Below are 19,691 nucleotides of genomic sequence, written 5' to 3'. Positions count from 1 at the left end.
GGTGCCCAACCCTATTTAACGCTGGGAAAGAACGGCTGATCGCCCCAATGCGAGGCATTGATGCGTTGCAGTTCGTTAGAACGGGCAAAGGCTTCGATAGCGCTTAAGCCGGTGTGGATGCGCCGGAAATTACCAGCAGAGGCTTGTAGCAGTTCGGCTAGTAGGTCTTGCTCTATTTTGGTATCGGTGACCATTTCGCCTGCCATGGTGATGATGTCGTCCATGTCGGCAGGGCGAAATTCAACGTGTTGGGAAATGCGGCTATACAACTGTTCCAGACGTTTAACTTTCTTAGGCAGTTGGTTGTAGCCAATCAGGATGATAGGTACGTTGGCTAAATCGTAGATATCGCGGATGGTTTCTAATACGTCTTTACGCTCTGCGATATAGTCGCACTCGTCTATAAAGAGTGGTTTACCGGTGATGCTTAGCTCATGGACGATATAGCGCAGCATATCGGCTTTACGCTGGCGTTGATCTAGGCCCAGTTCTTGGGCTAAACGTTCTAGGAAGGTGCCAAGGGTGTCTGACATCATGCAGCGTACTAAGATGCCGTCGGCCTGCACGAATAACCAACTGCCTGCGGTGGTTTTACCCAGCCCAGCTACGCCGGTGAACATGCCAATTGCCGGTGTGCCTGATTGCGCGGCATCGTTTAGGATTTGGTAGGCGTCGAATGCTGCCAATACGTTTTTAGTTTTTGCTACAACACTTTTCATAGGTATCTCCGTTACTTAGTGGCTTTTTTGCTGTTTAAAATGTCGTCGAGCATGCGCGCGGCAACCTTGTTACGGCGACGGTAATCGTGTAACCAGGCTTTCTCGACGGCGGGTAATTCAGTGTTAAAACTGAGTTCAGTTAAGTAGCGAGCTTTGTGGGCGTCGCTGCTGAAAACAGGGGTAGGTGCTTTTTGTTCTAAGGCTTCCAGCTCTTTGCGGCGCTTTTCAAATTCTGATAGCTGCTGCTCGGTGTAAGCTTGCTCGGTTTTATTGCTGGCTGCGATGGCGGCTTGTGCCGCTTGGGTTAGGTTGGTTACTGCTTGTTCTGAACGTTTTGGCATAGCAGCAAGGTTGCCGTTTTGCTCGGTTTTAGCGTTAAGGATTCGGTGGGCAATATCCCCAACCTGATGTTGTTTGGCGGCTTTTTTAAATTCGGCACGGCGTTCGCGCTGCTGCTGGCGCTGTATGTTACGGGCTTGCAGGGCTATCTCTTGCAGTTCAAGGCCATTTCCTGATATTTCAGGGTTTACTGCTTCACAAATAAAGTGGTGTTTTATTGCATGGAATACATAAATTTTACCAATATCTTTCGGGTTCCAACGGCAGTAAACACGTTCACCAATATATGCACCCAGTTCGGCATGAACATAGTTGCCACCTTCAACGCTGATACCATCACTTTTGGTAACAGTGCGGAAGCCTTTATTACCTGGCACTGGCGCTAATAAGATGTCGAGTACATGCTGATCGTCCAGACGGCGAATCTGCTGCTGGTGATTTACAAACTGTTCAAACGGGCTGCAGCCCAGTGTGCCGTGCTTTGCATGATGATAGTGGTCGTTTACCCATTGATTAATAAATGCTTCGAATTGCTCGGCTGTAAGATCCACATTCAGTGCGATTTTGTCTTCGCCTTTCTTGCGACGTTCTAATAGCCGTTGTTCGAAGGTTAAGCGGGCATTGATTTTTTGTCTGTCGGCTACGCTGTGGCCTATATAGCCCTGGCATAACTCGGCAATACCATGGCTAAAAGTACGGAAGAAGCGCTCTATGAAGGGTTTTTCCCAACCAGAATAAGGATTTGTAACGTCGTGTTCTATCCCTAATGCATCCCATACGCTGCTTATATGAGCGCTGGTATAGTCTGAACCGTTATCGGTGCGGGCGACTTCTGGCAAGCCCCAATCTAAGATGGTTTCGCGGATTAAAAGCGATATTGCTGCCGCATTGGAGGTTGGGCGCAGCACGCATTTTACGCGACGGGTAAATACATCTATTACACCTACGATGCTATACCGTCCATCTTTTAGCATTACGTCAGCGGGGGTGCTGTCGAATTCCCAAAGTTGGTTTATACGTATTACTGAAAAGGCTTTGTTCCCAAAAGCGACCATACGTTTGTTCTGCCATCCGCTTGGATCGCAAAGAGACATAAACAGCTCTTGGTTCTCTTCTTTCCAGCGGCGAAGCCAGGCGCGGCATGTAGCCGGTGCTGGAATAGTGTATTCACCCGCAAATTCGGTGTTGATAGCTTCGTACAATGTATCGCCTTTGATATGCGGGTATTCGCGGATCATTGCTAGGCAGAACGAGTGAACTGCTGGGCTTGAGTCGATTAACCCATTGCCTTTGTTTTTGCCGTATTTACCGGCTAGAGCAGTGATACCATTTTTTTGGTACTCGCTGGCCCAACGTTGCAAGGTGCTAAAACCAAGGCTGGGTTTTAATTGATAAACTGGCTCAGGTAGGTCTAAAGCGCGTTGGTTGTATTGATCACAAAAGCTGTGCCATGCTGCTGTTTTAAGCTGTGCCGTTTGTTTAGCAAATAGTTCAGCGGCCTTTAAAATTGTAAGGGTGGTTTCGGCACGTTCTTTTGCATTACCGTGCATACCGGCAAGTGCAGCAACCGCTTCGGCTTTACGACTTTGACTGATCGCTTGCTCTAATTTGGCTTTAGCTAAGGTTTTGCTGGCATAGGCTTTGGCTTTTACTTCAATAGGCGCTTGTTTTTTTATGTTGGCAGCAATGGCAGTTTTTACGTCATCAGGTAGTTCTGAGACGATGAAATGTTTTATTTGCCCGCCACGGCCAGGATGAAGTTCGAAAGCCCAGTTCTCGCGGTTTGAACGCAGTCTTACCGTTCTGTCTGTAACGGCCATGGCCGCTGCAATTTGTTGTGCAGTTAGGCCCATGCTCATTTTTTGCCGCCTTTGTATTCTATTGATATATAATCAGGATTAACTTTGGCTACACGTCGCTTGCCTTTTCGCCGAGAAGTGCTGCCATCGTCGTTATAACGAGAAGGCCAGATCGTCTTTGGTGGTAAGCCAATAGCCGCCGCAATTATGCGTTCTGCTTTGGGGTAAGGGCGTTGTAAAGCTTGAGCGAGTGTGTTTGGCGATAGGTTGTTTTCTTCGGATAGTTGTCGAAGTGACTTCTGTGCTTGCATTCTAAGTTCGGCAATTATTTTCGCGTTGTGCCAGTCCAGAGCGGCCATTTTTTTATCCTTTAAAATGTATTCATATATACATTTTAAAGACAAGAAATTGTCCTTTGCAAGGGGGTTAAGACATTTATTTGTCTTTTCTTTGTTATGTCATTGATAAAAAAGGATAAATAATTGTCCTTTTTATGGTGTTTTCATGGATTCAAACGAGTTTGGAGAGTTCATTAAGGCAATTAGAGATAAAATTTTGTCTCGACCTGCTATGGCTGAAAAAACTGGCTTGCACGTGAACACAATTAAAGGGTACGAGCAGGATGGGCGACTGCCTGATGTGGATTACCTGGCACAGTTAGCTATTGAAACTGGGTATAGCTTCGCTGATTTGTTAAATAAGCGTTTGTTGGCTGGCAAGTTAGGCAAGGTTGCTGAGGATCAGCATTTAATGGTGATGGAAAAACGGGAATGCTATAAATTTTCTGTATCAACGGTAAGTACTACTTTTAAGCTGCCTTTGTTGGGAAGTGATAGCTACCTATTAGTTGATAACCGTTTACTACCTGCAGATATAGAGCTTAAGCAGTTAGCTTTGCACAAGGAAGATGATCCGTTGCAATATGTGGTGGTTAACTGTAGCGATAAGAACATCCAGGATGGTTTAACCTTTGTAGTTGATTACGGCATTGGGCCTGTTACCAGAGCAATTCAATTCGGTATTGCTGGGGCTGTTATTCTAGTTTCGGATAGCAAAAAGATTCCTCCTTTAACGGTGCAAGAAGCGCAGCGAGATCAGATTAACGTGGTTGGCAAAGTGATTTGCCGGATTACTTATTCTTAGCTTAAAGTCGGATCTCATACTTTTTTTAGATCCGACTTCGGCAAGTCTTAAAAATAGGGTGTTTTTCGTTTTTCGCTAGATATGACGCTGCTTACAGCGAAGTCGGATCATGAATACTGAAAGCCGGATCGAAGATCCGAGTTACAAGCGTTAATCCGGAATATTTGAGTTTCTTCTGAGAATAATTTGGGGAATGGATATTTAGCCGCTAAACCTTATTTAAACAGGGTTTTAGCGGTTTTAGTTAACTGGTAGGGTGTGGGCATATTACAGTGTGATAATTTTTATTTTAAAATGAGAAATTTTCCGACTTTCTTAAACTAACCTGCGATCTGATTTTTTTGCTGTTTTCTTGAATCCCTTTATTTATAAAGCTTTCCCGCTTATTCCCGGCAAATTTTGGTTATTCCCGGTTTCTCATTCTTTCCAATCAATTACATTTGGTTCGAACCCTGCGGTTCGACAAATTCGCCGGGAGCGAATTTGAACGTGCTTTAGTGCGGCCCGCAGGGCCAGCGGCATGGATTGCGCTGGTAATCCCTCGATGTCACCAAAAGCTCGGGCCTTTTTGTTTTAACGCGGCAGAGATGAGGCTTTGGTTCGAACCCTTAGGTTCGACCAATTCGCCGGGAGCGAATTGGAACGTGCTTTAGCACGGCCCTGAAGGGTGGAGGGCAAGCTGCCCAGAATACAAATTCGCCGGGAAAACAACATTGTTGGAAACAATTTTTTGACAGCGCAAGCGCAAGTTCGCATGACTGAGGTAAGGATGCATCAGCAAATTTTAACGCACTTTAGCTCGGCTCCATAAGATCAGGGGTCAGTAAGCTCGGAAATATCACCGTTGGTTAGTATACTATTTTAAAAAGCTTCTGATTCTCTTTAAAGAGCATCCTTGAGAATGCTGATAATTTAAAAGCCAGCTAAGCGTCTTTTAAGCGATCTGAGTTTATTCTGCATGTTATTATTCCGACCAATACCAACTCGTGACATTATATCGGTATAATTTCTGGCTTAGAGGCGAGAGCGCGTTGACCCAATGTTCAGCGCCGGGGGAGGCGGGATCAAACAACACACAGCGATTAAACTGTGGTGAGATAGTAATAGGTTGCTGATGTGTTCCCATAAATACTAATTCGCCACCGTCTTCGTCACGCCAGTCTTGGTTTAAGTACAGCAACATACACAGTTCTCTGCCCGGTGAGTCATCCGCGTGTTGTTTAACAAAATCGTTAGCGCTTAGTCGAAAGTAATTGGTGTTTATCGCAGGATTAGCCACATTAATATCAGTTAAAGCCACTTTGAACAGCCGTGATAGTAAAGCTAAAAATTCACTACTACGTAAAAATAGCAGAAATTGCTGTGCGATATTGCTGGGGTCATTTTGCTCGGGGCGTTGCCACAGATCGCGTTGCACAAAACGCTGTTGCGCGTTGGTTTTTTGCCATGTAGACGAGTCGACATACAAGGCGGAGTAGGTATGTTGTTGCATTTGCCAGTTCGATGCATGTTGCAGGGCAGCTAATACGTTATGCAATTTTGCCGTATCAAATAAATCATCCAGCACCAGATGTTTTGGGCTTGAGTGTATTAGTTGTTTACGAAAAGCGCGCACCGCGGTATCGGTTATTAGCGCGTTGTTTAACCACATCGCCAGCACCTATAAATTTGGGGTTGTTGTAATCGGCGTGATAATAAAGGGCAGAACACTTAATTTCTATTCATTTTCTTTTTAAGTGTGTGAGTGATGCTCGTTTGCAGCCCGCTCACCTGAATGCCTAATGCGATGGCTAAAGCACTATGCTTTCAAAACCCTGTAATGTTCCGCTTGTTGCCGATAAGCTCTCGCGCTATACAGCCTAAAACAAAATCCCTATACTGCCGCCAAGGTTCTTAATCCATCATTAATACGTCGTATGAGCGCATTACGTTATTTACAAGGCTACTCTGCACAGGTGCAGCAGCAAGTTAGCGAACTGCTTCTTAAGCAGCAATTAGGTAACGTATTATCGCAGCGTTATCCAGAGCCGGTGCATGCTGTGCAAACTGATAAGGCGTTATATCACTATACGCTCGAGTTAAAACGGCAGTATTTAAAAAGTAGTGAGCCGTTAAGTAAGGTGGTGTTTGATCCTAAGTTGCATGTCATCAACAATGCGCTGGGCACGCACACACAAATTAGCCGCGTGCAGGGCGGTAAGCTAAAAAGTAAAAATGAAATTCGCGTAGCCAGTTTATTAAAGCAACTACCGTTACCGCTGTTACAGATGGTCGTTGTACATGAGCTGGCGCATCTGCGCGAGAAAGATCACAACAAAGCCTTTTATCAACTATGCCAATATATGCTGGCCGATTACCATCAGTTAGAGCTTGAACTGCGGCTGTTTTTAACCTGGCGGGAGTATCAGGCGGATCCTACATTATCGTTTTAGCTCGACGGTGTTAAACAGACATCATGCTAAGCGGCATTCACTTTAATCAACAATACTGAAGCACTCTTCATCACCTAAATGGCGCTTACTATTAATAGCGAAAAGTCATGTCTTTAGCATTAGTTAGCCGAGATACGTTTCTACCGTCACTTAACTGCTTGGCTTAATAACGTGCAGTCGCATGGCCAACCATGTAAAAAGCAGAACACCATCAGGTAACCAGGCAGGCCTTTATTTCGCGTGCTTAGGTAATACTTTTCATAAGGTTAGGTAGCAAGTAGGCTAGCCTAACCGTGCTTGGTTAGGCTAGGGCGATGCAAAATAATTTACAGGGTAAAACGCACGCCAGCAAAGACACTGCGCTCAGGTGCAGCATCAATACCGTCGCTGCGTACTCGGCTGTAGTAGTGTTTATCTAGCAGGTTATTAATGCCGCCATAGAGTGTCCAATTATGGGCCAGCTGATAGTCGGCACTGAAATCAATGACCTGATAAGACGGTATTTTTGCAGCAATTTCTGTTGCGTCGTTACCGCGGGCTTGATTAGAATCTTGCCAGTACTGCGCACCAACCAGGGTGGCGCTTAAACTAGCGCTTAACTTATCATGGTTAAACAGCAACCCCGTGCGAATAACGTGGTTAGGCGCAAAGGCGGTATCGTTACCGATCAGTGCCGTTGTTACACTGTTTGTAATCTCGGTATCCAGTAACGAGCCGTTACCAAACCAAGTGAGAGTGTGCGTGGCGGTATCGAGCAGCGTATATTCCACAGCAAACTCGAGCCCTTGATGACGTGAGTCACCGCTATTGACTCGCTCAACATCAGTAATATTCACTTGGATTTGCTCAACTTTGTCTTTGAAGTCAATGCGGAACACACTGACATCAAACAGCAAATCTGCATTGAGTTGTGCGCGATAACCTAGTTCATAGTTCATGGCCCGTGAAATAGTGGGGCCATTGCTACCGGCTAGTTCTGAAGACGGGTTGATCAAATCATCAAAACGCTGAGGGCGATATGACTCAGACACATTGACATAGACTTCAGCATCAGTTGTTAACTGATAACTGCTTGCCAAACCAAATAATAACTCGTTGTAGGTACGATCAAGATCAATCGCATCACGGTTTAGACTGGCTTGCTTCACGGTTTCGGCTAAATCGTAGTTAATACGTTCATAACGCAAGGTGGGCGATACTGACCAAGCACCAAAACGGAACAGGTTTTCAACAAAAAACGCGTTATAGCTAATCTTACGATCTTGTTCAAAGCGCAAGTCAGCCGCATTTTGTGCACTGGAGCGAATATCATCACTAACATGACGCGTGCGCGGGCTATCGCCCTGATAGCCAGAGGTGCCGGCCGTAAAAATGTGATTGTCACCCCAAGCCATGCTGTAGCGAAGATCGATACCCAGGTTGCTGAATTGTTGTTCGTCAATATTGGTGGTTGCTGGCTCGTTCGCGGGGTCGGTAAACATGGCCGAGCGTCGGCTTAAACGGTCCATCTGGTTATACCAAATACTGCCATGTAAGCTGCTGGTGTTACTGAGTTGTTGTTCATAAGTGATACTGGCAATAGTCTGATCAATCACCACCCGGTTATAGGGCGACTTTACCAAATCACGATTTTCCCGAAATTCCGCTGAGCTAAGACGGCCTGCTTCACCTGAATCGGAGTTGTAGATGTCGAGATTAAAACCAAGCTTAATACCCTTGAAGCCTTCGTATGAAAGACCAAAATAGCCGGCGTTAACTTCAAAGTCTTCGTTAGCACGAGGGCCGTCAGCGCTGCGATGATCAAATGATGCCATAAAGCCGGTATCACCTTGCGCCCATGAAACTTCGTTATAGGTGCTGTATAGCCTATCTGTACCAAGGGCATGTTCAGTGCGTAGCGCTGTCGCAGCTTGAGCATCAGGGCGACGAGTGACGAAGTTTACAACTGGGCCAATTTGCGGGCCATACATTAAACCCGCACCACCGCGGATAAACTCGATACGTTCAACCCGCTGAGCCCCTGGCATATAATAAATGGTGGGGTAACCAAACATATTGGCAGCCAACGGCACATTATTTTGGAAAAAAGCGATAAATTCAGACTCGTGCGGATCACCTAGGCCACGATAATTCACATTATAAATACTCGGGATTTTTTGTTCAGAGACAAATAACCCCGGCAGCCGGCTAAACAGTTGGCGTAAGTTAGGTTCAACCAAAGTGGGTTGTTCTGATAAATCGACGACGGAGGTTTTTTTACCTGCAAACAATTTGCCTTCTTGTAGCGTGTCAAGAAAACCGGAACTGTTTTCTACGGTTTGACCACGTACTTCAAATTTTTCTATTTCATCATTGCTGGCAGCACTATCGGCGACTGCCTGTAAGCTAATGACGGTGAGCGAAAAGGCGATTGCCTGGGCAATTTTGCTTTTGTTCATAGCGTTAACTTCCTCAATAACAATAAAAATAATGCGCATGCTAATGCGAACCATTTCTATTTGCAAGTAGGTTATTGTGAAAGTTAAACCTCACCGTGTAAAGATCTAAGGGCATTGCTGTACAGTCTACGTTGTTTTTTTGTGTATCCAGACGAGTTAACACTGTTGGTTGCGCTTAAGTTGATTCGATTCCACTGTTATCGGCTAAATCACTTTTAATTAGCGCTTTCCATTTCACTTCTGGCTATTTTATCAATCAAAACACCTTAATCAGCGGAGGTATTTCCTCTTGGCTGCGTATATAGTAAGACGAGTTAAACTAGAGAAGATGCCCGTGCTTGAAAACGTACTTAATCGCCAACGTGAAAAGCAAACTAGCCATAAGCTGATCGAACGTTTACTGGCAGAACATGATTTTGCGCTAAGGCGTTTTATTCGCGTGCGCATGAACAGTAGCGTGGATTGTGATGATGTCATGCAAGAAGTTTATATGCGGCTCAGCCAAATTGAAGATTTACCCGCAAAATTAGCCGGTAGGCTTGATACGGCAAGAAATTATTTAATTCAAATTGCCAGTAATTTGTTAATTGATCGAGCCAGGCGCGCTCAAGTTCGCTGTGCAGACCAACATCAAGGCGAATATGCACTAAACGAGTTAATCGCCATTGATGAACCCGATCGGCAGTTACATAACAAACGCTTACTGCATCAAGTTGAATGTGCTTTACAACAGATCCGCCAAGAACAACGTCAGGCTTTTTTAATGCATCGTATTGACGGGTTAAGTTATCGAGAAATTAGCGACAATTTGGGCGTTTCCGTTTCTACTGTCGAAAAACATATTTCCGCTGCGCTATTGGTGATCCGTAATAGTGTCGACACAGCGGCCTTAGGAAGTAATCAGCATGGCTAAACTCAACGTACGTGAGCAAGCAATTGCCTATGTTACTCGATTGTACTCGGGTGAATTAACTGCGCGTGAAGAGAGCCAAATACGCCGCTGGCGCGAAGAGCAACCAGAGCATGAGTTGGAGTGGCAAACCGCGCTGCAAGCTTATGATTTTACTGCGATGCTTTATCATCCACACCATAAAAAAACAACCAAAGCGGCTCGTCATGACTGGCTAACGTGGCTGGCAACTGCCGCCAGTGTCAGTGCAGTGAGTTTATTGGTGCTACTGCAAAGTATCTCGCCAACGGTGATACCTCAGTCAGGCCATGTGCCTGTGGCAGTCATTGCTACAGAGCAAATGCAGACTGCCTTGCAAAAGACCTCAGACGACAACGAGTTTCGGATTACGGAGCGTCAACAACCACTCACCAGCGGTGTATGGCACTTTGAAACGGCAGTGGGTGAAGTCAGCAATATTTTGCTAGCTGATGGCAGCACCTTATCACTGAATACACAGTCAGCACTAACCGTAGCCTTTAGTGCTGGTCAGCGTTTAGTAACGTTAAGCCGAGGAGAGGTGTTTTTTGATGTAGCTAAAGATGCCAATCGACCTTTTATTATTGATACCGGCGAGCGACAAATTAAGGTCATTGGTACCAAATTTAATGTTAGAAAATTACCTCATGAAACCTTGTTAAAGATTGCGGTATTAGAAGGTAAGGTGGCGGTGAAGAACCTGGTGAAACCCTTGCAAGCAACGGAGGTTGAAGCCGTGCAGGCTTTGCTCGCTGGCGATATAGCTGCCTTTAGTGAGCAAAATGAGGTCATTCAACAGAATCAACCACAGCAAGTGAGTCAGGCACAAACGTGGCGTCAAGGCATTATGCGCTTTGATAACGAGAGCCTTGATAATGTTGTAGAAGAATTTAATCGTTATCGCACCCGCAAAATTACAATTATCGATGAACAAGTGAAAAACTATCGGATCAGTGGAGTGTTTCACTTAGCAGATGGTGAAGCCATCTTGTCAGCTTTGGAAGCGACCTTGCCGATCCGAGTTGCCGTGGTTGCGGAACAAATTAATATTAGCAATCGTTAAAAACAGTGCGGAGGTATTTTTTACTGGCTGCGTATATACCTGTGACAAAAATAAAAAAACAGGGGATCCAAACATGTTGAAATACCGCTTAAGTTATTTAGCCTTCTGTACACTGGTGGCTCTTGGTACCAGTGCCGGCATAGTTACTGATGTCAATGCGCAAACCAACAGCAGCATCGAAGTCAATCAAACTTTTAATTTTGATATTCCTGCCCAACGCACCAGCTCAGCTTTACTCGAACTTGCTGAGGTAGCGGGGGTACAAATTATGTTTACCCCAGAGAGCACTGGCAGCTTAAATTCACCACAAGTGCGCGGTGAGCTCACAATCACTCAAGCGTTAGCTATTTTGCTGCAAGGTTCAGGCTTGCAAGCCAGCGCGAAAAGCTCATCGATTTTTGTGATCAGTGCCAGCGATAACAATCTCAGTCGCATCCAAAATAACTTCCAACAACAATTACAAAATGCTGAGGGTGAATCTTCTAGCAAGTCTGTTGAACGTATTCAAGTGGTTGGTTCGAATATTCGCGGTGCGAAAGCGGCGGGTAACCTACCAGTCACTATTTTAAATGCAGAAGACATTCTTAATACCGGTGCGGTGACGGGTGATGAATTACTGCGATCAATTCCGCAGATCGGTGATATTAGCTTCAATAATGAACGCACCGTCGGTGGTGTCAATGATGCACGCGGCGATGTTGCGTCGATTAACTTACGTGGTATTGGTACGGGCAATACTCTGACGCTGTTAAATGGTCGGCGCCTGGTATTACACCCTGGCACACAAACCGAGAATTTCGTACCCGTCACTACGGTCAACTCGAATACTTTGCCTGTGGCTGGCTTGCGACGGGTTGAAGTTTTACGCGACGGTGCCGCAGCGATTTACGGCACAGATGCGGTTGCAGGTGTTATAAACTATGTACTGAAAGACGATGTTGAAAACAGTACCATTAATTTTAGTTATGGTAAGTCTGAGGGCACCAGCCTAGACCAAATCACGGTGAATGGTTCTACTGGTATGCGCTTTAATGATGATAAAAGCTACTTAGCGCTCTCTGCGGCTTATTATAGTCGCGGTGCAATGGGGGCAGATGAACGTGTTTATTCAGCAAATCAGGACCGTCGTAATGCTCCTGGTATTCCTGAAGAGTTTATCGGCCGCACGGCATTGGATAATCGCTTGATAGCATCACCTTGGGGCACTTTTTTTAGCTCATCGCTGGGTACCTTTCATATTCAACCGAATACCATGTCAGGTTGTGATGTGCAGTTAGCGAATAATGTGTGTGCTGATCGCGGTACGCAATCGCGTGATCTTTATTATGATCCGGCTATTGAAGACCAAAGTATGACGTCTGCGGTCGATCGCTTAAACCTGTTTGGTTACTTTACTCAGCAATTAACAGACAGCACCGAGTTATACGCTGAAGCTTTATATTATCGTGCCGAGTCAGAGCGTCGTCGTGAACAAAATGCCAATCTCACAGCACAACGAATCACCATTGGACCTAATGCCGCATTTAACCCGTTTAACGAAGCAGTGGAATTGCGTAACTACCGTCCAGTAGACGCCGGCCCTCGGCGCATTGAAGTCACCGATACCAGCTATCGCGTATTAACGGGTTTACGCGGTGCGGTAGGCTTATGGGATTGGGACAGTGCCGTGTTGTACTCTCGTGCTAATACACTTGATATGGATTACAACCGTATCAGTACGTCAGCCTTTAGTGCTGCGTTAAATCAAACGGATCCTGCCTTAGCCTACAACCCTTTTTTAGGCGGCGCTCCGGCTAATCCGAATACCGGTTTTAGTGTTGGCAACAGTGCCAACGTGATTGCCGGAATAGTGCGTGATGTTTATCGTGAAAGCACCAGCGAATTAGCCTTGTGGGATTTTAAAGTCTCTAATCCAGCACTATTCTCTTGGTATGCCGGTGATATTGGTATTGCCGCAGGTGCTGAATATCGCTACGAAAGTTACGCCGATGATCGCGATCCTACTTTGGATGGCAGCCAACCCTTTGTGGATGCGTTTACTGGGCAGGTAGGCTCAGATTCTGATGCACTTGGCAGTAGTTCAACGCCTGACGCCAGCGGAAGTCGTAATGTTGTCTCTCTCTACACTGAATTGTTGGTCCCCCTGGCTGATAGTTTAAGTATGCAGTTAGCACTGCGGCACGAGCGTTTTAACGATGTGGGTAACGTCACTAAACCAAAAATCGCTTTAGCTTGGGCACCACAAGAGTGGTTACAACTACGAGCAGCTTATTCTGGTGGTTTTCGTGCGCCTAATTTACCGCAAGTATTTGAAGATGGCGTGGTGCGTTCAAACACAAGACGCGATCCGGTAACCAATGCGAGTTATGGTGTTGAGGAAGTGCGTGGCGGAAATGTCACTCTGCAACCAGAAGACGATAAAACCTTTAGTTATGGTATTGCTTTGGCACCTGTGGACGATTTATTGATCACGGTTGATTGGTGGGATATCGAGCAAGAGGGCGTAGTAGGCATTTTAAACAGCCAAACGCATTTATTGTATGATTCATTATTACGCTCAGAAGGTTCTTCTAACACAGCCGTTGTGCGTGATCCTATAGATAATCGTGTGGTTTTTGTGCAAAACACCTACAGCAATTTAGATGTGCGTGAGATCAGTGGTCTTGATGTGAGTGTCAGTTATAAACTGAGCACTGATTTTGGCCGTTTTGATTTCAAAGTTAATGCGGCGAAGTTGAACTCGTTTAAACAAATGCCAGATCCCATCAGCACAATCGTGCTTGCCGCACAAGCTGCCGGTAATCCTGCGGTGCCCAATGATATTATCGTACCGGGTACCGGTGATTTAGTGCAAATGGACGGAAATCCGGAATTACGGATGTATGCGGCAATAGATTGGCGTTTAGCGCAGTGGAGTGCCGGTTTTCGAGTGAATTACATCAGTGATTTCTTTGATACTTCCGCGACCAGTGCCGCGGGTGATCCTTTACCCATTCCTAGCTGGACAACCACCGATGTTTATGGTGAATATCGCTTCAAAGAGGGCTATTTAGACGGCAGTCGTTTACGCCTCGGTGTGCGCAACCTGACTGATCGTGATCCACCGATAGCAGACGAAAGCTTTGGTTACTTTTCAGATGTACATAGTAACCGTGGTCGTTATATCTTCGCTAACTGGTCTTGGAGTTTTTAATGTTGCTGAGATCTTTATTTGTTGTTGCGCTGCTACTGAGCAGCGCAGGCTTTGCGAAAGCCGAGCAAGCATCGGTTAATGCCACCAGTAACACGGACAGTTGTGTGTTTAGTACCGTCAGTTTTGCGACTAACTTCGCCAGTGGCCGCTTGGATGATTGTCAGCAAACCGGCTCGGACAGTTTTACACTGCACCTAAAACCGGAAAATCTGCCCATTAACCCCAGTCCTTGGTATGCCTTTAAAGTGATTGGTCGCGAGGCACAGCCCAAACCGATAACCATTACCTTAATGACACATAACGGCCCTGCACGCTATAGCCCTAAGGTCAGTCTTGATCAGCAGGTTTGGGCTCCGGTTGCCTTTAGTAAAACCGATCAAAGCATGCAATTTAAGTTGTCTGCATCGAAAACACCAATCTATGTTGCGGCCGGTGAGATCATTAACAACGTCACTTACACTCGTTGGCTGTCTGATCTAGAACAAGGCCACATAGGCACCTTGGGTCTAACGGTTGAAAACCGTGCCATACCCATGCTGGAGCATCGTACGCCCAACAGCCAAGATTGGCTGATTTTGATCGGCCGGCAACACCCACCAGAGATCACTGGCGCTCTGGCTTTGATGCATTTTAACAATTTGTTATGGAGTGACGATCCAACAGTGAGTGCTTTTCGGTCGCGCTATAATATTTTGTTAGTACCCAACATGAATCCTGATGGCGTGCATCGTGGTAATTGGCGGCATAACCGAAATGGGCTTGATTTAAATCGTGATTGGAAAAATCGTAGTCAACCGGAAACTCAAGCATTACACACCAAACTAAAAGCCATTGAAGCCGAAGGCGGTGTTATTCGGTTTGCCCTAGATTTCCATTCAACCAATCGCAATGTTTATTACACCATGGATCATGATTATGTTACGGCAAAGGGCAAACCTTTAGCGCAGCCGCAGTTAGTCAATAACTGGCTCTCATCATTAGCTGGGCGTGTGCCTTATAAAATTGAAAATAAACCGAGCCATAACCAAGATTCTGGGGTGTTTAAACAATATATGGCAGATGAGTTTGGCGTGCATTCAGTCACCTATGAAGTTGGTGATGATACTGACAGAGCAGAGATTAAAGTTATGGCTGAAGCGGCGTTACGTACTTTGATTGAGCATCTTTAAACAGGGCATGTTAAAGTTATTGTTTGGTTATTGATAACAGTGATCTTATCTGCCAATTTTATCTAAAAAGTACTAAGTGAGTTTGTGCTTAGTACTTATTTCAGATGCATTAATGTTTAAACCCACACGGCTAATGTCGCTGTCCCTTCAGCCATTATTCAGTTTGCAGAGCGTATCTTCAGCGCGTTGCTACTGGTACTGTGCGATAATATCTTATACTGCCCTTGCTGTGGCTAATTGTGCTGAGCAAAAGGCACTGCTAGAATTCGCAGCGATTTAAGCATCAGTCCTGGCTACCAACCCCTTTACTTACACTTTCGAGGTGATAATGCGTAAGCTTGCGGCAATATTGTGTGCAATGGTTGCGTTTTCTGCGGCGGCGCAAACCGCTGGTATCGTATTTAGCAGTGAATTTGAACAAAGCAGCTTAAAAACTTGGCGACAACTGGGTGAGTGTCAATTAACCAACGAACAACCTCGAACGGGTGAGGGCGCGATGCGCTGTCAGGCCGGCAGTAACTCGTTGTTTAGCCGAGAATCGATTGGTGAGCAAGGCGTGCTTGAGCTTTGGGTGTTGCCAGAGTCGGAGTTTACTTCTTACCGTATTCAAGTGTTGGTCTCAGAAAAAAGCACCTTAGACAGTGCTTGGCAGCCGGTTGCCGTGATTGAACAGCAAGCGGGAGAGTTAGGCTATAAAGCGCACCGCATTTCGGTGGATGATCCTGGGCGTAAATTTTTACGGCTGGATATTGAATCACAACAAGGCTTTGTACAATTAGATGACTTGCAAACCAGTCGCATCTTATTAGCGACCGCTTTACATAAAAACGAGCAGCGCATTATTAGCGGCATTTTGGATCAGCTGCGTAAAGATAAAAATATTGAAGTACAAGCCGAGTCATTTCGTTCGCTGGGCACGAATTATGCGGCACAGTTAGAAGTGCAGCGGCAGTATCTCGAATATGCTAATGCCTTGCATTCGGGGATCTCTTTAGTGCTCGCCAGCTCAGAGCGCAATAAAATGTCTAATCCGATGTCTTATGCCAGTTTTCGTAATATCGTTAGTGATGCCAAGCGCGTCAGTTCCAAAATTCAGCAAGCACGGCTTAACTCGATGATCAAACCCTTTGGTGATCTGGTGACGGCTACGTTAAATGTGGTCAGTGCCGGCACTTATTCGGCTTTTGCAGAGCCGTTTAAATCGTTTTTAGCAGTCAGTTTCGACCGTTCCAGTTACCAAAATGCTGGGTTAAGCCGAGCGGATCGTAAATTTGCTGAGGAAAACGGTTTAAAGATTTATCAGGATGCCGAGCGCTTCTTATCCGAGCTAGAGCGTGAATTACAACTGGTTACCGCGTTAGATAATGATTTAGCCAGCATTCAGCGTAATATTGATAACTTCAGGCGCGATCTCGACCGGCATTTACGCGATACGTTATTGCATGCCAGTGTGGTGGCATCCAAAGAGAATATTAGTAAGGTGCTTAGTAAAGATGAAGCGATACGACAAAAGCTAGGAGCAGCGGTGGCCGGCAACATCAGTTTAAAAGCGGGCAGTTATTTAAGCGATGGTAGCAATACTGAATTGATCCGTTTTGTCTTAAAAACCTCCGAGTTACTCGATGGTATGCAGCGTTATAAAGACAATTTTAACCAGATCACTTCAGCGATGTTGACCTACTATGAACGTTTTGAGCGCTCAGTAGCGGCTGAACAAAACCCCTTTACTGAAAAAACCGACAAAGAAGTGTGGGAAACGCACGCTCGTAAAGCGCGTGATTACTTAAAACAATCGAAAGACTCGTTTAGTCGCGCCTATTTGTAAGCACGAGTGGCAAGTTGCAGATAAAAAAGGCCCTTGGTTGTAAGGGCCTGACATGATGACTAGGTTAACCGTTAGCTGGCTTGTTTAGCCGCATAAGCTTCTACTTCTGCCCAAACGCGCATCAGGTTACCTGATAAAATTTTCACGATATCTTCTTCGCTGTAACCGCGTTTAAATAAACCTGCAATCAAGTTTGGGTAGCTGGCCACGTCTTTTAAACCGATGGGCAGCGAATCGCCGACGCCATCGTAATCCGAACCGATACCCACATGGTTAATACCCACTAACTTTACCACATGGTCGATATGGTCCAGCACGGTGTCTAATGTTGCAAACGGATAAGGATGGGTTTTGCTGTAAGCTTCACGAAATGCTTGATTATCTTCCACGCCCGCCTGTTGCGCAGCCGCTTTACGTAAGGCGTTATATTGATTGGCTTGGCGTGTAACGAAGGATGAACCAAAGTTAATTTGGATCACGCCACCATTTTTGGCCAGCGCTTTTAACATATCGTCATCCATATTGCGCTCAAAGTCAGGTGTATAGCTGCGCAGTGACGAATGCGAGGCAATTACCGGTACTTTACTGATAGCCACGGCCTGATAAAAGGCATCATCTGATACGTGCGAAATATCAATCATCATACCGATATTGTTCATCGCCACTACCAACTCTTTGCCAAACGGGCTTAAGCCTTGCCAGCGGCGACGGATGTCATAACTCGAGTCCGAAATATGATTACTTTCAGAGTGGGCTAGCGTGATGTAACGCACACCACGCTGATAGAAATGCTGTAAGTTTTCTAATTTACCCTCGATCGGCGTGCCATTTTCCATCCCCATGGCTAAAGAAATTTTGCCGCTGCCAAATTGTGCTAATACCTGCTGTGTGCTACTGGCCATGGCAAATTTATCCGGGGCGCGTGCAACCAGGGCTTCCATACTATCAATCAGCTGATTGGCCAGTTGGTAACCTCCACCAGTGCGCTCGTAGGATGCGGGAATGTAAATAGACATAAAGGGAGCATTTAACCCCCCTTGTTTTGCCCGAGGGTAGTCAAATTCGCCGTTAGCCGTGGCAACTGACACATCTTCCCATTTTTTATGGAGTCGATAAGGAACATCGATATGGGTATCAACAATAATATATTGCTGCGCTACGCGATCGGCGGGGGTTAGCTCAGTTAAGGGTTTATTAGTGGTTTGCAAGGTTTGGGCACAGCTACTTAACAGCAAGGTGCTACAGAGTATGGCCATAGCACTTAATTGAAATTTCATTCGTTGTCTCTTATTGTTGGATACACCAAATTTCATCTCACCAGTTTTTTTGGCTGTCGACAAGCACTATCCGACCAATATGCCAATATCAGCGCTGATTGTAGTGTGTTATTGCGTTCAGTCTGCACGGGTTGGTCAGTGCTTTATGCGCGAATAAATTGCGCGAGTGAATTGTATTTAGCATGTCGCAGTTTGCTCACATCAACACGCCATGAATCATCCCTGAGGCTCGATTCCGGCCATCCATGGCCTTCAACGGTTGATTTAGAGCAAACAGGTCATGCTTAACTGACTGGCATTAAACCTACAAGCTTCTTTTTTCAAGCTCGCCCCGCAACCAGCGCGTGACACTGCTGTCAAGGCAGCTTTCCAAGGTTTGCGCTTAACGTTTCAAACGAACCCTCTGCTGCTGCACTGGGTGGCGGTGCAATCATGATTAGCCTGACAGAATAAGGTATACTGCAAAGTATTATCAGATTTGAGAGAATGTCATGATTAAAACAGCCCTATTAGCAATGTTGCTTGCGGTAAGCAGTCAGTCTTTACTGGCAAAAGAGCCGGTTAATTTAGAACGAACCATGAAAACTATGGGTTTTGCCCACAAACAAGCTTCTGAAGCGAGCACAACAGCAGAAGCCTTACCTTTTGTTGAAAAGTTACAAAAGCTGGTGCAGCAGGCTAAACAAGCGCCACTGCCCTCTGACAAAGCCGAAGTATACAACGAAGGCTTAGACAAGGTATTGGCCGAGTTGGCGCTGGCTAAAGCCGCGGTTACCGCAGATGACTTGCCTAAGTTAAAACAGCATTTACAGCAAATTGAACAATTAAAAAAGCAGTACCATAAAGAGCGCAAATTCAGTTTCTGGCAATTAATTTTTGGAAAATATTAAAGGCATCAAGATGCTGAAAGTGCTTTAGATTAATCTGATGTTTTAGTTGCAAAGGGTTAGTTTCAACGCGTTTGCTAGCCTCTGCTGAGCCACGGTTTGACAAAGTTCGCCTATACTTAACTTGACGCTGCCAGCACTTCTTGAGCGGCGTCATGATAAGCGAGGACGATGCTATGAGTTCAATCTTTGCCGAAAGCCAATGGAGCAGTGTGCGAGCACAGGTCAAATGTGAGTGGGATAAGATCAGTTATGCTGAGCTTGAACTGACCCGCAACAACCCTGAGTATCTCACAGCGTTAGTGCAAGAGCGCTACAATCTGGAAGAAGACGATGCCCGTCAACGGGTGCAAGCGTTCTTTGATAGTCTCTAACCACTTTTATTCACCCCAGTAGCAGCCTTTGCTACTGGGTTTTATTTTTTATCTAGCTTTTTTCAGACCACCTCATAAATGTATTTTTAAACTAATAATCAGACG

Annotated in this window: 15 protein-coding genes; 9 read left to right on the top strand and 6 right to left on the bottom strand. The window is 45.6% G+C overall.

The features are described from left to right. Positions 1 to 11: 11 nt before the first annotated feature. From JAO78_RS04880 to JAO78_RS04870, 3 genes are read right to left on the bottom strand one after another with little or no spacing between them, the layout of a single operon-like run. Positions 12 to 719 carry an AAA family ATPase gene (locus JAO78_RS04880; protein WP_226750233.1) on the bottom strand — a complete coding sequence of 236 codons (708 nt, stop codon included), beginning with the start codon at positions 717 to 719 and terminating at the stop codon, positions 12 to 14. An 11-nt stretch (positions 720 to 730) separates the two neighbouring features. Beyond that, positions 731 to 2,917: a Mu transposase C-terminal domain-containing protein gene (locus JAO78_RS04875; protein WP_226750232.1), complete on the bottom strand. Its 2,187-nt coding sequence runs from the start codon at positions 2,915 to 2,917 to the stop codon at positions 731 to 733. Then, positions 2,914 to 3,216, bottom strand: a complete 303-nt coding sequence (locus tag JAO78_RS04870) for a helix-turn-helix domain-containing protein (RefSeq protein ID WP_226750231.1) — start codon at positions 3,214 to 3,216, stop codon at positions 2,914 to 2,916. Before JAO78_RS04870 ends, JAO78_RS04875 begins: the two co-directional genes overlap by 4 nt. A 145-nt stretch (positions 3,217 to 3,361) precedes the next feature. Here JAO78_RS04870 and JAO78_RS04865 point away from each other — a divergent pair, with 145 nt between their 5' ends. Next, positions 3,362 to 4,000: an XRE family transcriptional regulator gene (locus tag JAO78_RS04865; RefSeq protein ID WP_226750230.1), complete on the top strand. Its 639-nt coding sequence runs from the start codon at positions 3,362 to 3,364 to the stop codon at positions 3,998 to 4,000. 964 nt (positions 4,001 to 4,964) lie between these two features. Here the strand turns inward: JAO78_RS04865 and JAO78_RS04860 are convergent. Further along, positions 4,965 to 5,651, bottom strand: a complete 687-nt coding sequence (locus JAO78_RS04860) for a 2OG-Fe(II) oxygenase (protein ID WP_226750229.1) — start codon at positions 5,649 to 5,651, stop codon at positions 4,965 to 4,967. A 265-nt stretch (positions 5,652 to 5,916) separates the two neighbouring features. Here JAO78_RS04860 and JAO78_RS04855 point away from each other — a divergent pair, with 265 nt between their 5' ends. Further along, positions 5,917 to 6,432 (top strand): M48 metallopeptidase family protein, encoded by a 516-nt coding sequence (locus JAO78_RS04855; protein ID WP_226750228.1) that lies wholly within the window; start codon positions 5,917 to 5,919, stop codon positions 6,430 to 6,432. 326 nt (positions 6,433 to 6,758) lie between these two features. Here JAO78_RS04855 and JAO78_RS04850 read toward each other — a convergent pair whose 3' ends face one another. Then, positions 6,759 to 8,870, bottom strand: coding sequence for a TonB-dependent receptor family protein (locus tag JAO78_RS04850; RefSeq protein WP_226750227.1), 2,112 nt, complete (start codon positions 8,868 to 8,870; stop codon positions 6,759 to 6,761). 334 nt (positions 8,871 to 9,204) lie between these two features. Here JAO78_RS04850 and JAO78_RS04845 point away from each other — a divergent pair, with 334 nt between their 5' ends. The 5 genes from JAO78_RS04845 (at position 9,205) to bdpA (ending at position 17,048) form a co-directional block, all read left to right on the top strand. Beyond that, the gene (locus JAO78_RS04845) at positions 9,205 to 9,783 is read left to right on the top strand and encodes an RNA polymerase sigma factor (RefSeq protein ID WP_236129332.1); all 579 of its coding nucleotides are present in this window, start codon (positions 9,205 to 9,207) and stop codon (positions 9,781 to 9,783) included. Beyond that, entirely contained in the window at positions 9,776 to 10,861 is a 1,086-nt protein-coding gene (locus tag JAO78_RS04840) for a FecR family protein (RefSeq protein ID WP_226750226.1), read from the top strand. Before JAO78_RS04845 ends, JAO78_RS04840 begins: the two co-directional genes overlap by 8 nt. A gap of 73 nt (positions 10,862 to 10,934) precedes the next feature. After that, positions 10,935 to 14,054 carry a TonB-dependent receptor gene (locus JAO78_RS04835; protein WP_226750225.1) on the top strand — a complete coding sequence of 1,040 codons (3,120 nt, stop codon included), beginning with the start codon at positions 10,935 to 10,937 and terminating at the stop codon, positions 14,052 to 14,054. Further along, positions 14,054 to 15,223, top strand: coding sequence for a M14 family metallopeptidase (locus JAO78_RS04830; RefSeq protein WP_226750224.1), 1,170 nt, complete (start codon positions 14,054 to 14,056; stop codon positions 15,221 to 15,223). Before JAO78_RS04835 ends, JAO78_RS04830 begins: the two co-directional genes overlap by 1 nt. Positions 15,224 to 15,551: 328 nt before the next feature. After that, positions 15,552 to 17,048 carry a BAR domain-like protein A BdpA gene (gene bdpA / locus JAO78_RS04825; RefSeq protein WP_226750223.1) on the top strand — a complete coding sequence of 499 codons (1,497 nt, stop codon included), beginning with the start codon at positions 15,552 to 15,554 and terminating at the stop codon, positions 17,046 to 17,048. Between the two features lie 71 nt (positions 17,049 to 17,119). Here bdpA and JAO78_RS04820 read toward each other — a convergent pair whose 3' ends face one another. Next, positions 17,120 to 18,325 (bottom strand): dipeptidase, encoded by a 1,206-nt coding sequence (locus JAO78_RS04820; RefSeq protein WP_226750222.1) that lies wholly within the window; start codon positions 18,323 to 18,325, stop codon positions 17,120 to 17,122. 491 nt (positions 18,326 to 18,816) lie between these two features. Here JAO78_RS04820 and JAO78_RS04815 point away from each other — a divergent pair, with 491 nt between their 5' ends. Continuing rightward, positions 18,817 to 19,215, top strand: a complete 399-nt coding sequence (locus tag JAO78_RS04815; protein ID WP_226750221.1) for a cytochrome b562 — start codon at positions 18,817 to 18,819, stop codon at positions 19,213 to 19,215. 173 nt (positions 19,216 to 19,388) lie between these two features. After that, a complete protein-coding gene (locus JAO78_RS04810; RefSeq protein WP_226750220.1) occupies positions 19,389 to 19,586 on the top strand; it encodes a general stress protein CsbD in 198 nt (65 codons plus the stop codon). Positions 19,587 to 19,691: the final 105 nt, after the last annotated feature.

This window comes from Alishewanella maricola, assembly GCF_016343785.1.
GTDB classification, from domain to species: domain Bacteria; phylum Pseudomonadota; class Gammaproteobacteria; order Enterobacterales; family Alteromonadaceae; genus Alishewanella; species Alishewanella maricola.
The sequence above is the reverse complement of the archived record's forward strand: the minus strand, read 5'-3'. Positions and strand labels throughout refer to the sequence as shown.